General features: G+C 44.7%; 14 protein-coding genes and 1 pseudogene. 7 read left to right on the forward strand and 8 right to left on the reverse strand.

The window, feature by feature from the left end:
• Positions 1–91 precede the first annotated feature (91 nt).
• The 3 genes from bufB to A1QO_RS11840 are packed head-to-tail and all read left to right on the forward strand — an operon-like array spanning position 92 to position 2,176.
• On the forward strand, positions 92–940 hold the full coding sequence (gene bufB, locus A1QO_RS11830; protein ID WP_017035995.1) for an MNIO family bufferin maturase: 849 nt from the start codon (positions 92–94) through the stop codon (positions 938–940).
• The gene (locus A1QO_RS11835) at positions 937–1,719 is read left to right on the forward strand and encodes an HvfC/BufC N-terminal domain-containing protein (RefSeq protein WP_017040848.1); all 783 of its coding nucleotides are present in this window, start codon (positions 937–939) and stop codon (positions 1,717–1,719) included. The genes bufB and A1QO_RS11835 overlap by 4 nt, the downstream gene beginning before the upstream one ends.
• Entirely contained in the window at positions 1,712–2,176 is a 465-nt protein-coding gene (locus A1QO_RS11840; protein WP_017040849.1) for a DoxX family protein, read from the forward strand. Before A1QO_RS11835 ends, A1QO_RS11840 begins: the two co-directional genes overlap by 8 nt.
• A 174-nt stretch (positions 2,177–2,350) precedes the next feature.
• Here A1QO_RS11840 and prlC read toward each other — a convergent pair whose 3' ends face one another.
• Positions 2,351–4,393 carry an oligopeptidase A gene (gene prlC / locus A1QO_RS11845; protein ID WP_017040850.1) on the reverse strand — a complete coding sequence of 681 codons (2,043 nt, stop codon included), beginning with the start codon at positions 4,391–4,393 and terminating at the stop codon, positions 2,351–2,353.
• Between the two features lie 186 nt (positions 4,394–4,579).
• Between prlC and A1QO_RS11850 the strand changes: the two genes are divergently transcribed.
• Positions 4,580–5,419, forward strand: coding sequence for a 23S rRNA (adenine(2030)-N(6))-methyltransferase RlmJ (locus A1QO_RS11850; RefSeq protein ID WP_017040851.1), 840 nt, complete (start codon positions 4,580–4,582; stop codon positions 5,417–5,419).
• A gap of 61 nt (positions 5,420–5,480) precedes the next feature.
• Positions 5,481–6,851: a glutathione-disulfide reductase gene (gene gorA, locus A1QO_RS11855; protein WP_017040852.1), complete on the forward strand. Its 1,371-nt coding sequence runs from the start codon at positions 5,481–5,483 to the stop codon at positions 6,849–6,851.
• Positions 6,852–6,931: 80 nt separating this feature from the next.
• On the opposite strand, the gene A1QO_RS11860 is transcribed toward gorA, so the two are convergent.
• From A1QO_RS11860 to rimK, 4 genes are all read right to left on the reverse strand, one after another.
• Positions 6,932–7,786 carry a mechanosensitive ion channel family protein gene (locus tag A1QO_RS11860; RefSeq protein WP_017035989.1) on the reverse strand — a complete coding sequence of 285 codons (855 nt, stop codon included), beginning with the start codon at positions 7,784–7,786 and terminating at the stop codon, positions 6,932–6,934.
• Positions 7,787–7,809: 23 nt separating this feature from the next.
• Positions 7,810–8,241: an ATP-dependent zinc protease family protein gene (locus tag A1QO_RS11865; RefSeq protein WP_017035988.1), complete on the reverse strand. Its 432-nt coding sequence runs from the start codon at positions 8,239–8,241 to the stop codon at positions 7,810–7,812.
• 4 nt (positions 8,242–8,245) lie between these two features.
• On the reverse strand, positions 8,246–9,268 hold the full coding sequence (locus A1QO_RS11870; protein ID WP_017040853.1) for a succinylglutamate desuccinylase/aspartoacylase family protein: 1,023 nt from the start codon (positions 9,266–9,268) through the stop codon (positions 8,246–8,248).
• Between the two features lie 121 nt (positions 9,269–9,389).
• Positions 9,390–10,295: a 30S ribosomal protein S6--L-glutamate ligase gene (rimK, locus tag A1QO_RS11875; RefSeq protein ID WP_017035986.1), complete on the reverse strand. Its 906-nt coding sequence runs from the start codon at positions 10,293–10,295 to the stop codon at positions 9,390–9,392.
• A gap of 136 nt (positions 10,296–10,431) precedes the next feature.
• On the opposite strand from rimK, the gene A1QO_RS11880 reads away from it, so the two are divergent.
• Entirely contained in the window at positions 10,432–11,280 is an 849-nt protein-coding gene (locus A1QO_RS11880) for a LysR family transcriptional regulator (RefSeq protein WP_017040854.1), read from the forward strand.
• A gap of 7 nt (positions 11,281–11,287) precedes the next feature.
• Here A1QO_RS11880 and zntB read toward each other — a convergent pair whose 3' ends face one another.
• Both zntB and A1QO_RS11890 read right to left on the reverse strand, forming a co-directional pair.
• Positions 11,288–12,250: a zinc transporter ZntB gene (gene zntB / locus A1QO_RS11885; protein ID WP_017035984.1), complete on the reverse strand. Its 963-nt coding sequence runs from the start codon at positions 12,248–12,250 to the stop codon at positions 11,288–11,290.
• Positions 12,251–12,432: 182 nt separating this feature from the next.
• Entirely contained in the window at positions 12,433–13,326 is an 894-nt protein-coding gene (locus tag A1QO_RS11890; protein WP_017037233.1) for a response regulator transcription factor, read from the reverse strand.
• A 102-nt stretch (positions 13,327–13,428) separates the two neighbouring features.
• On the opposite strand from A1QO_RS11890, the gene A1QO_RS11895 reads away from it, so the two are divergent.
• Entirely contained in the window at positions 13,429–14,205 is a 777-nt protein-coding gene (locus A1QO_RS11895; protein ID WP_017035982.1) for a hypothetical protein, read from the forward strand.
• Positions 14,206–14,217: 12 nt separating this feature from the next.
• Here the strand turns inward: A1QO_RS11895 and A1QO_RS20410 are convergent.
• Positions 14,218–14,638: pseudogene (locus A1QO_RS20410) on the reverse strand (SPOR domain-containing protein); the annotation flags it as partial.

Genomic DNA, 14,638 nt, shown 5'->3' on the forward strand with positions numbered 1-14,638 from the left:
GTCTATTTGCTCAACAGGTAGACCTAGCAATAATCAACGTCAGCATTTAACCGCTATATCCAGCATATTAAAAAGTAGGAAGGGATTCGTTTTGACAACCTATCACGATCACATCGGAGTGGGATTAAGAAGCCCGCACATCACCTACTTTCAAGCTCAAAAGCCCGAATTAAATTGGCTTGAAATCCATAGCGAAAACTACTTCCAACCACATTCAGCCCCTCGTCAAAGCTTACGTCGCTTAATGAACGATTATCAGATCAGTTGTCATGGAATCGGTCTGTCGCTAGGTAGTGTCGAACGAGTAAATACTCAGCACTTAGCACAACTCAAACAACTGGTTAATGAAATCAATCCCATCATGGTTTCTGAGCATTTAAGCTGGAGCGAAAACGGGGGGCACTATTTTAACGACTTATTGCCACTGCCTTATACCGAAGAAGCCTTGGCGGTGTTTTGTCGAAACGTGCAAGAAGTCCAAGATGCACTCAAGCGGCCAATTCTTATCGAAAACCCATCAAGCTATCTCAAATTTAATCACTCTACCCTAACCGAGTGGGACTTTCTCACCGAGGTGCAAAAACGTACCGATTGCCGATTGCTGCTCGATTTAAACAATGTTCATGTCTCGGCCTTTAATCATGGTTTTAACAGCCAAACCTACCTAAACGCCATTAACGCGGATATGGTCGACGAAATCCACCTGGCTGGCTTTACGGTTAAACAGTTAGACAAAGGCGAGATTTGGATCGACACACACAGCCAACCCGTCAGCGACGAAGTTTGGGCGCTTTATCAGCAGTGGATCACGAAACACGGCAGTCGTCATACACTGATTGAATGGGACCTCGATTTACCATCGCCAGAAAGACTGCTCCAAGAAGCAGAAAAAGCGAACCAGATCCTGTTGTCTGCGATTTCTTGCAAGGAGGCTTCATGAACACCTCACTGGCTCACGTACAACAACAGTTTGCTAAAGCACTGCATTATCAAGCCAGCGGCGATGAATGCCTGGTTGTAGGCGATCACTTCAGCGCTGATGAACGCATGCAAATCTATCGAAATAATTTCATTATTGGCCTTAGCGAAACATTAGAAGCCACCTATCCCAATATTCTGAAATTAGTGGGAGAAGAATGCTTTACGCAAATGGCACGGCAACACGTACTCACTCAACCGTTAACTTTAGGCGATGTGACGTTCTATGGTGAAGGGTTTGCCCAAACCATTGAACAGTTTCCAAACGTCATCGAAGCCGCGCCCTACCTGACTGAGGTCGCTCGTTTTGAATGGAGCTTAGATACTGCGCAGCAATGCTTTTCGCAGCACCAAGACTCTCGTTCACTACAGCCTTTAGCAAACCTTGCTCAACTGTCGAGTGATGAGCACAGCCAACTCCAGTTTCACCTTGCCCCTGGTGTGTCACATTTTGCTTCGAGCTGTGCCGTGTTCTCATTGAGTGTCGCCATACAAACAGAACGGTTCGAAGACCTAGATATTCACACACCAGAAGTTGGGGTGATCGCCTGTCATCCTGATGGAGCTGCTTGGAGCGCCAAACTCAATCATGAACCTTATCAATTGCTGATGAACTTACAAAAAAAAGCAACGCTAGCGGAAATTGACACGTCCTTATTGACTCACCTTGAACAACTGATACGCCTAAATTTAGTGGTGGGCTTTACTATTGCCAGCCCTAAGGAGAAGCACCATGAGTAATCAAATAACCAACATTATTGACCCGTACAATACGCTTATCGCTAAGCTACAAGGCGTCTTTGTTCCATTATTGCTGCTGTTTTGCCGACTCTGGGTTGCTTGGGTCTTTTTCAATTCGGGTTTGGTGAAAATAGCATCGTGGGAAAGTACCTTGTATCTGTTTGAATACGAATATGTGGTACCACTCTTGCCATGGGAATTGGCTGCCTACACGGGGACGGCGGCTGAACTCATTCTTCCAATATTCTTCGCACTTGGCTTGTTTACAAGACCGATGGCCGCAGTATTATTTTTGTTTAATATCGTCGCCGTTGTCTCTTACCCCTTACTCTGGGAACGTGGTTTCTATGACCACCAGCTATGGGGGCTGATGATACTTATTGTGGTGGTTTGGGGAGCAGGCCCACTTTCTATCGACAAATGGTTGAAACAAAAACTCGCCGATTCATCGACTTAATGACGCCGCTGATACCACGCCAAGACGTTCACTGTTGTTAACACTAAAAAGCCACTCTTTCTGTTATTCAAAGAGTGGCTTTTTGGGTCTATTGTCTCATTTCAGATTGCGCTCTTTATTTAGTGAGCGCTCTTTATTTAGTGAGCAATCTGCCTAAATGTTAAAATATCGGCATTAAGCTTCAATACCCGCATGTCTTAGCATGGCATCGATCTGAGGCTCACGCCCTCTGAACTGTTTAAACAGCGTCATAGGTTCGTCACTGCCACCCATTTCTAAAATATTATTCAGGAAGCTTTTTCCTGTTTCCTTGTTAAAGATGCCTTCTTCTTCAAAACGAGAGAATGCATCCGATGACAACACTTCCGCCCATAAATAGCTGTAGTAACCTGCGCTATAACCACCTGCAAAGATATGACTAAAGCTATGAGAGAAACGATTCCACTCAAGGCTTGGTAATACACTTACTTTTGATTTCACTTCGGCCAAGGTTTCTAAAACACGTGGGCCAACCTCAGGATCAAATTCCGTGTGGAGTGTGAAGTCAAATAGGCCGAACTCAAGCTGACGCATGATAAACATGGCCGATTGGAAGTTCTTGGCTGCCATCATTTTATCCAACATCGCTTTTGGCAACGCTTCACCGGTTTGGTAGTGACCTGAAATAAACGCTAACGCCTCTTCTTCCCAACACCAGTTTTCTAAGAACTGACTTGGCAACTCAACCGCATCCCAAGGCACACCATTAATACCAGACACGTCGCCCGCATCCACCTGAGTGAGCATATGATGAATACCGTGGCCAAACTCATGGAACAAGGTAACAACTTCATCGTGGGTAAACAATGCAGGCTTATCACCGACGGGTTTATTAAAGTTACACGTTAAATAGGCAACCGGGCTTTGCAGTTCGCCACTTTCGGTCATGCGACGTCCTCGACAATCATCCATCCATGCACCACCACGCTTGTGCTCACGCGCATAAAGGTCAAGATAAAAGCTGCCACGAAGCTGTTCGTTAGCGTCAAAGATATCGAAGAAACGAACCGATTCGTGCCATGTATCGACATCTTGGCGCTCTTTTACTGTCATGCCAAACACACGGTTAAGCACTTCAAATAAACCACTGACTGCTTTCGACTCAGGGAAATATGGGCGAAGATCTTCATCTGAAATTTCGAACAAATGCTGCTTCTGCTTTTCGCTATAGTAAGCGATATCCCACAAGTTCAGCTCGGTTACGCCGAACTCTTTTGCCGCAAACTGGCGCAACTCTTCCACTTCTCGCATCGCTTGTGGTTTGGCTTTAACCGCTAGGTCGTTCAAAAAACCAAGCACCTGTTCTGGCGTTTCTGCCATTTTGGTGGCCAATGATTTTTCGCTGAAGGTATTAAATCCGAGCATACGAGCGATTTCATGGCGCAATTTCAGCTGCTCGGCAATCAGATCAGTGTTATCCCATTGACCCGCATTCGGGCCACGGTCAGACGCGCGAGTCACGTAAGCTTGGTAAAGCTCTTCACGCAGCGCCTGGTTATCACAATACGTCATAACCGGAAGGTATGACGGTATATCTAGCGTCAGCAAGTACCCTTCAAGTTCTTTCGCTTCTGCTGTGGCTTTCGCTGCTGCAATAGCAGACTCTGGCATGCCCGCAAGCTCGCTCTCATCGGCAATCAACTTGCTCCAGCCCATTGTTGCGTCGAGAACATTATTCGAAAACTGGGAGCCCAGCTCTGACATGCGCTTACTAATTTCACCGTAGCGGTGCTGCTCATCCGCTGGCAAACCAATACCGGAAAGCTCAAAGTCTCGCAATGAATTGGTGATGCACTTTTTCTGCGCGTGCGTCAGGGTGTCAAACTCATCGCTCGCCTGAATACGCTGGTACGCTTCAAACAGCCCTTTGTGCTGACCGACCCATGTGCCGTATTCCGATAAAATCGGTAAGCAACTTTCATACGCTTCGCGAAGCTCTTCGCTATTCATTACCGAGTTTAAATGGCTCACTGGCGACCATGCACGACCCAGCTTATCGTCGGCTTCTTCAATTGGTGCAATCAGGTTTTGCCAACTAGGGTTGCTATTGTCTTGTAAGACTTGTTCAATTTTTTCACGACAATCAGCAATTAATTGTTCAACGGCTGGCTTTACATGCTCAGGCTTGATCTGAGAAAAGGGCGGTAAATCAGTGAAAGTTAATAGCGGGTTCGACATAAGCAATCCTTTTGACGGTGAAGCTAATTAGTAAGAGACAAAGCAAGTGTGCTGATCTCGAAATTTGTTATTTATAGTAAATACTAAATATAGGTAGGTTATGGAAATTTCAATAGTGGCGTATAATCCTCTTAACAGTATATTTCAATTATGCGCACTTTATCGATGAGTGTTTGAGAGTCTAATTTGCTAAGTTATCGCCACAGTTTTCATGCCGGCAACCATGCCGATGTTGTTAAGCACATCGTTCAGAGCTTAATACTGAACGCCTTACAACAAAAAGAGAAGCCATTTGTCTATCACGACACGCATTCTGGGGTAGGCCGTTATGACCTGACTCACGAATGGTCAGAGAAAACCAGCGAGTACAAACAAGGTATTGCGCGTCTTTGGGCGCAAGAGAATATCCCTGAAGATATCCAAAGCTACCTAGACGCCATCAAACAATTGAATGACAGTGACACGCTGCGTTATTACCCCGGTTCGCCTTGTGTTGCCCGTGCTCACCTACGCCCTCAAGACCGAATGGTACTCACCGAACTGCATCCGAGCGACTATCCCCTGTTGGAGCAAGAGTTTCATCGTGATCGCCAGGTGAGAATTTATAAAGAAGATGGGTTTCAACGCCTAAAAGGCAGCCTTCCACCTAAAGAACGCCGTGGTTTAGTCTTGATTGATCCCCCTTATGAACTTGCTAAAGAATATCGAGATGTGGTCACGGCCATTGCTCAAAGTCACAAGCGTTGGGCGACAGGGATTTACGCGATCTGGTACCCTGTAGTGAATCGCTGTGATATTGAAGATATGATTGAGGGCTTGGAAGGCCTAGGCATTCGTAACATACTGCAAATTGAGCTCGGCGTTTCACCGGATACCAATGAGCGTGGGATGACCGCATCGGGTATGATTGTCATCAATCCGCCATGGAAGCTGGAAAGCCAAATGAAAGAAATTTTACCTTTCTTAAAAGAGGCGATTGCACCAGCAACAGGACACATTAAAGTCGATTGGATTGTGCCAGAGTAAATGGTATGAAATCATTCATTCGAACATAAAGACTTATAATAAATTAGAGAAAGGAAGAATAATGGCAACTCATTTTGATTATATCTGTATCGGCGGCGGCTCTGGCGGTATTGCCTCTGCGAATCGCGCGGCTATGCACGGTGCTAAAGTTGCACTGATTGAAGCTCAAGATCTTGGCGGAACCTGTGTGAACGTTGGTTGTGTTCCTAAAAAGGTCATGTGGCACGGTGCTCAAGTTGCTGAAGCCATTAACTTGTATGCAGAAGATTACGGTTTTGATGTTGAACTGAAAGAGTTCAAGTGGAACAAAATGATCGAAAGCCGCCAAGCGTACATTGGCCGTATTCACGAATCTTACGATCGCGTTTTAGGTAACAACAAAGTTCATGTGATCAAAGGTTTTGCGCGTTTTGTTTCTGGACAAGGTGTCGATGCCAAAACGATTGAAGTGAACGGTGAACACTACACAGCGGATCATATTCTTATTGCTGTGGGTGGCCGTCCGACCATTCCAAACATCCCAGGTGCTGAATACGGTATCGATTCAAACGGCTTTTTCGATTTGAAAGAGCAGCCTAAACGTGTGGCAGTGATTGGGGCTGGTTACATCGCCGTTGAAATTGCAGGTGTACTACACGCGCTAGGGACAGAAACGCACTTATTCTGTCGTAAAGAAACCCCTATTCGCAGCTTTGACCCAATGATCATTGAGACACTGGTTGAAGTGATGAACACCGAAGGCCCAACGCTTCATACCAACTCGGTTCCAAAAGAAGTGACTAAAGAAGCCGATGGCAGCCTAACCCTTCACCTAGAGAACGGCAACAGCCAAAATGTTGATGAGGTGATTTGGGCTATTGGCCGTCATCCAGCAACGGATGCTATCAATCTTGAAGCGACAGGCGTTGCAACCAACGATCGCGGTTACATCAAAGTTGATGAGTACCAAGAAACCAATGTGAAAGGTATCTACTGTGTTGGCGACATCATGGAAGGCGGTATCGAGCTGACCCCTATCGCGGTTAAAGCGGGTCGTACGCTGTCTGAAAGACTGTTTAATGGCCAAACCAACGCCAAAATGGATTACGATCTTGTTCCAACGGTTGTCTTTAGCCACCCACCTATCGGCACCATTGGTCTAACGACTCAAGAAGCGGAAGAGCAATACGGCAAAGAGAACGTTAAAGTCTACACCTCTGGTTTTACGGCGATGTACACCGCGGTAACCAAGCACCGTCAACCTTGTAAGATGAAGCTTGTCTGCGCAGGAGAAGATGAAAAAGTCGTGGGCCTGCACGGTATCGGCTTTACAGTAGACGAAATGATCCAAGGTTTCGCCGTTGCAATGAAAATGGGCGCAACCAAAGCCGACTTTGATGCAGTCGTGGCGATTCACCCTACTGGTAGCGAAGAATTTGTAACGATGCGTTGATCGAACAATACTCAACGATGCAATGCAAAAGGGCTTAAGTTTTCACTTAAGCCCTTTTTTATGATTCAACCTTGAATCGTTTACTGGATTAACTTTATCGAGCCGTCGATGTGCACATCTCGCTGAGGGAATGCGATGACAATACCCTCTTGCTCTAACAACTCATCCAATCTAAATCGGATCTGACTTCGGCTGCGACGCAAGCCACCTTCAACCTGTGAATCTATCCAATAAATAACTTCAAAGATAAGTGCATTATCACCAAAGTCTTCAAAAGAGACAAAAGGAGCGGGCTCGGTCAATACCTCTTTCTGCTCGGTTGTGGCTTGTAAAATTAAATCCGCGACCTTTTTCGCTGGTGAACCATAGGCAACCCCAATACGTACCGAAGTTCTGACTAGCCTATCTACTAGCGTCCAGTTCACCACGGTATTCTCGAGTAGTTTGCTATTTGGGATCAGTAAATGAACACCATCCACACGACGAATACGTGTAGAACGCGTATTTATCTGCTCCACAACTCCCTTGGCATTTTCAACTTCAAGAAAATCACCAATACGTATCGGCCGTTCCCACATGAGTATCCAACCGCTAATGAAGTTGTTAATTATGTTTTGGGCGCCAAAACCAAAGCCAATCGCTATTGCTCCGGAAAGAAAAGCAAAGGCTGTGATTGGCACATTAATAAAGTCCAACGTGGTAATGATGAGTATGCCAATTGCAATAACATACAAAACACGTTGCAATAAATGTATGACATTGGGGTCTGTTTTTTTACTGGTCAATCGTCTGGTAATGGCACGGACTGCGTATTTAGTCACGACAAAACCGATGATCAATACCGCCGGAATCAGCAAAATATCACCCAGAGAAACGGGCTCGCCCGAGACTGTGATGACATTGTGCGCCAATACACTTTTTATTTCTTCAAACACCCACTACTCCTTCATTGCTAAGGTTACGAACCGATAAACACTTTAGAGGGATCGACCAAGCAACGATCGCCCATTGCTTCACGCCCAAAGAGCATTAAATAACTCATATCAGAACGATCCGTTAAGGTAATCTCAATAGGCCAAGTTTGCTCACCTAACACCATGGATGTCTTTATGACATAACGCTCTTCAACTTCACCATTTGACGATTTTACATTTCTAATGTCATTAATCGCGGCAACACAACTCACGACTGTATCTACATTATGAACGTCAGGGTGGATATCAAAGCTTACGTGCGGTTTACCGTTCTTTTTTATCTTCACAATATTATCAACATGCAATGACGAGGTTTTTGCACCAGTATCAACACGAACGTGCATGTTTTCTATCGACAAATCGGGAAGTGCAATCGACTCCAATCGACCGATAACGATTTTTTTTGTTTTTGGCATAGCATTAGCCTTCTTTCGTCGGGATTAAATCATCAATAACATTTTCAATATGTTCGGCGATATCTTCGTCATCTTCTGAAAAATACGCGATATGGAACATCGCTTCGCCTTCTTGTACTAAGGGGATATTTTGCTGACCAATAATAATGCCGGAACGGCTGGCAATCACTTTGTCGATAATATCGCCATAAGGGCTGCCAATGTCGGCCAAAACATCGCCTTTTACTACTTGCTCACCAAGATCAACCTTATGATTCACAATACCACTGGCGTTGGCTCTGAGCCATTGACTGCCATTGGCAATAAACGGTTCTTTTTTCAACTTTTTAGACCTTGCTGAGCGTCTCAACATCCCTAAATGCTTGAGGACATTCACGATCCCTTTCATACCTGCTCGAATTGAAAATTCATCAAATCGCAGCGCTTCTCCTGCTTCATAAAGCAGAACTTTGGTTTGATTCTTCACGGCAGATTCACGCAAAGATCCGTCGATAATATTCGAGTTCAATACAACCGGTACACCAAACTCTAGCGCGAGCTCTTTGGTTTCTGGATCTGAAAGATTGGCTCTAATTTGCGGTAGGTTCGAACGGTTTATCGCCCCCGTATGCAAATCGATACCATAGTCACAATGCTTAACGATCTCATTAAGGAAAATATGCGCTACTCTGCCGGCCAAAGAGCCTTTAGCCGAACCAGGAAAGCATCGGTTAAGGTCACGTCTATCAGGCATATACCGGCTTTGGTTCACCACACCGTACACATTCACCATTGGCACGGCGATAACTGTGCCACGCGTCAATTTGAACTTTCTCTGGCTGATTAGGCGTCGTATTATTTCAATACCATTGAGCTCATCACCATGAACCGCAGCGCTAATGAAAATCGTTGGCCCTGGTTTCTTGGCGCGAATAATATAAACCGGTAATGACACATTGGCATCGGTATAGAGTTTCGCAACAGGTAGTTCAATTTTACGCTGTTCACCGGGCAGTATTTCAAATTCACCAATTCTTAGTGTGTGCATAATGTTCTCAATATCCGTGTAACCATGACGATAGAAACTTAATGAACGCATAGGGTTAAAGGGTCAGTAGTGAAAGAGCCAGTGGTTTAATGACCAGCTCTTCATCTTTTCCTGTGAGTGTTTAACCTTTGCCGCGTGTTTTATTGTGGTGCGGTTTCGCGCTTTTCTCAATAAAGCTAAAGACCATGCCTGCCACGTCTTTTCCTGTGGCGGTTTCGATGCCTTCAAGCCCTGGTGAAGAGTTCACTTCCATAACCATTGGGCCACTTTGAGAACGAAGTAAGTCCACACCACAGAAATTCAACCCCATCACTTTGGCTGCATTAACAGCGGTTTCGCGTTCTGCTTTGGTGAGTTTCACGACTTCAGCCGAACCACCTCGGTGTAAATTAGAACGGAATTCACCTTCTGCGCCCTGACGCTTCATAGCTGCAACCACTCGGCCACCGACAACTAGGCAACGAATATCAGCACCACCCGCCTCTTTGACGAACTCTTGTACTAAGATATTCGCTTTCAGCCCCATAAACGCTTCAATAATGGCTTCTGCCGCTTTTGCGGTATCGGCCAATACCACCCCAATACCTTGTGTTCCTTCCAGCAACTTGATCACCACGGGTGCACCACCAACATTTTTGATTAAGTCTTTAATATTGTCTGGCTTGCTAGCGAAACCCGTTCTTGGCAAACCAATGCCTTTACGAGATAACAATTGCAATGAACGCAACTTGTCACGAGAGCGGCTGATTGCCACCGATTCGTTAACGTTAAATGTGCCCATCATTTCAAACTGTCGCGCAACCGCGGTTCCGTAAAAAGTCACAGAAGCACCAATACGAGGAATAATCGCATCGTACATTGGCAGTTCTTCACCGTGGTATCGAACAGTTGGGCGGCTGCTCGTAATATCCATATAGCAGTGCAAGGTGTCGATAATATCAACTTCATGTCCCATGGCTTCGCCCGCTTCTTTTAGTCGGCGAGTTGAGTAGAGATTTGGGTTTCTTGAAAGAATGGCTATTTTCATGGAATGTGCCTTTTTAGTCTGCGTATATTGGCTAGTGATTTGATTTTCGGGAAGTGTATAGTGGGTATCGAAAACAATAAAACGATAAATTATTGTCGGTTTAATAAAAAAAATCGATTAGACAAGGGGTTTATGTATGAAAATCGAACTATTGACGACCTTTTTGGAAGTAGCCCGTACGCTGCATTTTAGAGTCGCATCCGAAAACTTATATCTAACCCAGTCAGCGGTGAGTGCAAGAATCAAATTACTTGAGGAAGAGTTAGGGGTCTTGCTCTTTGACCGCAGCCACAAAAACTTAAAAATGACCGCGGAAGGTCATCGCATGATTAAGCACGCCAACGACATGATTTTCATGTGGAACAAAACCAAGCAAGATGTGGGCATAGCCGAAAATGATGCTCACCAATTGGTGATCGGCTCAGTGATGTCCATTTGGGATATCGTACTTCAAGGATGGCTAAAGAAAATCCATCGCAACATTGATGACGTGAGCTTGTACACAAGTACCTATTCCCCCACCGAGCTTCGAAAAAATGTGTTGAATCGCTTGATGGATGTGGCGTTTCTATTCGAACCTCCGTTTATTGACGATATGAAAACTGAAAAGGTAGCAACGGTCCCTTTGTACTTAGTCACCACACACCAAAATACCCAATACCAAGATTTACTGCTCGATGATTACATCGTGGTCGATTATGGTGAATCGGTAAATAGCCAGCATACTCGGGCCTTTAAAGATGTTGGGGCGGCAAAACACCACATCAATCAACCTAGGGTGGCGTTAAACTTTATTTTGGATGCCGGAGGAAGTGCCTACTTGCCTAAACAAATGGCGTTTGAATATGTCTCAAACGATCGATTGTTTATTGTTGAAGATGCGCCTATCTATTCTCGTGAAATTTATGCCATTTATCTCGAAAAAAGCCATAAAGTCGAACTGATAGAGCAGGCGCTGCATTTATTTCCAGGTGTCGAGATCTAGCTTTTGCTTAGAACCAATTTTTCTTTTTGAAAATCCAAACTTGAATGGCGACGACACCCATCAACAGCAATGTGAAGATAGCAAAAGAAGCACTATTTTCTGCGCCGGGGATACCACCAACATTGATCCCTAACAGCCCAGTCAGAAAACCCAAGGGTAAGAAGATCGCAGCAACAATTGATAACACATACATACGATTGTTCATCTGCTCAGCAAGGCGATTACTCAGCTCTTCTTGACTCACCGCGGCTCGGTCTTTTATCGAATCTAAATCTTCAATATAGCGAACCAAGTGATCGAGCGTTTCCCGCAGTTGAATTTTTTCTTCCATTGAAAACAGAGTGATTTTTTCACTGAGCAATTGCAGCATCGCTTCTTTTTGTGGCGCGAGATACCGCCTTAAAGAAATAATTTGCCGACGCAAAACAGAGAGATCATTACGCAAGCTATAATTGGTCGCAGTGATGATATTCTCTTCAATATCCGCCACTTTTTCTTCTATCTCGTTGATGGTTTCACTCATTCTCGAAATGAGCTTCTCGGTTAAATCAATGACGAACTTTGGTGGTGAACCAGGTCCACTTCCTTGCTCAAATTCATTGGCAATATCTAGCGTTGAAAGCAATTTACGGCGACGGGTGCTGATTACTTTGTCTTTTGTGACCCACAAACGAATAGAGACCATATCTTCGGGGTTACTGCCTGCCGCTAGATTTACCCCCCTTAGTGATATCAATAACCCATCACCCAGCACCGTTGTCCTTGGCCGCGTTTCCTCGTTGAGAAGCGCATCAATCACAATCGAGTTTAGCTGGCTGTGCTCTCTGAGCCATTCGATGGTCGCTTCCGAGGTGTAATCAAAATGAAGCCAGTGTGGTCTATCAATATTGACTATTGAGTCAGGTGCAATCTTTTGGGAGTCTCCATTGTGATCAAAATAGAAACCATATACGACATCAGGAATTTGCATTATCTACCTTTACAATAGTGTATAGAAAAGAGAGCTCGATACCGAAAAACGCTCACTGCTAACTGCTAACTGCTAACTGCTAATTGAGTTAAGACGTGAAAATAAATGAAAGGTTTAAAGACGAATCCATTGACCCTTTTCTTATTTATCATCAGCAATTTCACATTAACAACTTAACGCGACTAATACCCGACTAATGTTACTTTTCCTTGCTCGGAGTCTCCTATTTCACACGAAAAGTCGACTCGCTCTTCGGGGCCCTTTGCAAACAGCTTTTCCAACTTTTCGAAGGTATGGGGCAGCAAGCTAACACTCTTTAGACGTAAGCTTTTTTTGGTCCGATTATCTAAAAAGGCTAAGGCTGTATCCGTTAGGGTTTTATGACATGAGTCTAATATCTCTTTACTGACAACCCGACTATCAAGGGCATGCTGAAAGTCTTTTTCTGTCAATTTTTTATTCCCTTGGGCAAACAAGCAGATGGCTTGCAGATCAAGTAATGCAATGGTTTTGGGTTTTTGAGTTTCGCTATCCACATACATAGCCATCAAGCATGGCAGTTTAGTTTCATCAAACTCTTGAGGGTGGATCATATACAGCGTCATATCATCAGAAACGATACGCTGCATGTGCTTTTCAAGCTGAGACACTTGAGGAAGAGCAAGGTCGCCTTGATATTCTGTCGGCTCACCCAACATGCCTTTGTCGCCTATCGTGGTGGTCAGCGGGCGAAGGTGCTGATGTAAATCCTCATCTTCAAACGGTTTCGACTGTACAAATAACGCGCCTGCATTCTGTGCTTTAACAATCAACTGCTCATCATCGACCATGGTTATCATCGCGGTCTTGATATCTGGATTGCGTTCGGTGACTATTTCAATCAACTCTAGCCCCGTCATCCCTGGCATGTACCAATCGGTCAAAAGGATATCGGGCTTCCACTCTTCCACCAGTACCAACGCGTCCGCACCGCTATCCGCTTTATTAATCGATAAGCGCATATACGGGTATTTTTCAAGTGACCGCCGAACAATTTCCAACGTCGCTTTACTGTCATCAACAATTAGAACCTTCACAAACTTTCATCTTCCTCGATGTAACCTGTTCAAAGTATAGGCACAAATTTTTATAACGACTAAACTTACCTGTTAAGTAAACCACTGCAATAAGTGAATAATATGTCAATAACGGATTTACTGACTGAAGAAATTCTCGGGATGCTCGCCATTGATCTTGGCTTAGTGATTCTGAGTGGTTGGTTCATTATTCTGCTCCTCATCATTCGAGAGTTTCGAAAATTTGCGCACGGGTTCAACAAACCAAGCACAAGCAAAGGCATCGATGACAATACTCTGCATCTGTGCCAACAGTCCGTCGACAACGCCCTTAATTATGCCTCAGAGAACAACGACACACTCACTGACTTGATTCAACTGCAACAGGCATTAGAAAGCCAAATGGCACTGCTGCGAAGCTCTACCGCCCAGCATGTGAGTGCAGAGGAGCAAGCTTCCATTGATGATTTAAATCTTAAGCTAAATAAATCTCATAAACTCATTCGAAAGCTCAAAGGGGATTTGAATAAAAGCGTCAAAGGATTACAAATCACGAAGAAAAAGTTATTTTCACAAACAGATACGGTCGAAGGTTTGCGTGAACAAAATGCGCTTCTCGAAAAAGATTTCGAGAAACTAGAACAAGAATATATTCAGATTAGTGAAGCAGGAGGGTTCCAGGACCTCGCCATTCAGTATCAAACCGAAAAAGAGCAATTGCTTAATACGATTGAAGAATACAAACAGCAGGCTGAGCAAGGCGGCAGTCATGAAGATGTCGATGCGATGAAACAAGAGCTAAAAGAGGTTCAGCAGCAGATGCAACACCTCAGCAAAGAGAAAGATTTTGTTGAAAACAAATACCTTCAATTAGCTAAAGAGATTGATAAACCGTCGTAGTCCCTTACCGTATTATTTGACACACACGATATTCAAAAGAGAGGTCCCTTTCAACTGACTGACCTTTCCGCTGGTGAACAGCCCTTTTTTCTCGTATCCCCAATAAGGCAAGTGCATCGGCCAATTGTTATCAAGCATGATTTCCGCCGCCAGTAACGTTTCCCATTCCTTTTCTAACGGTAAACGCATACTCATAGCATCACACACTTCGGTCGCCGCGGTGTAATCTAAGCGGTTCCATGGTAAACCATGCTCCATATAAAATTGGCCGTCTTGGTCATTGGTGTAAGGGACTCGATACTCAAGCCCATCGATAGTCGTGGTTAAACGAGTCACGACCTTTTCGGTATCACGGGTCTCTTGAAGTGTCGAGTTTTCTGCGACGACTGGCGCGATAACCGGAACGGCCACTGTCGCTGATGGCTTAGCGGCG

It is taken from the genome of Vibrio genomosp. F10 str. ZF-129, from assembly GCF_000287055.2.
Lineage (GTDB): Bacteria > Pseudomonadota > Gammaproteobacteria > Enterobacterales > Vibrionaceae > Vibrio.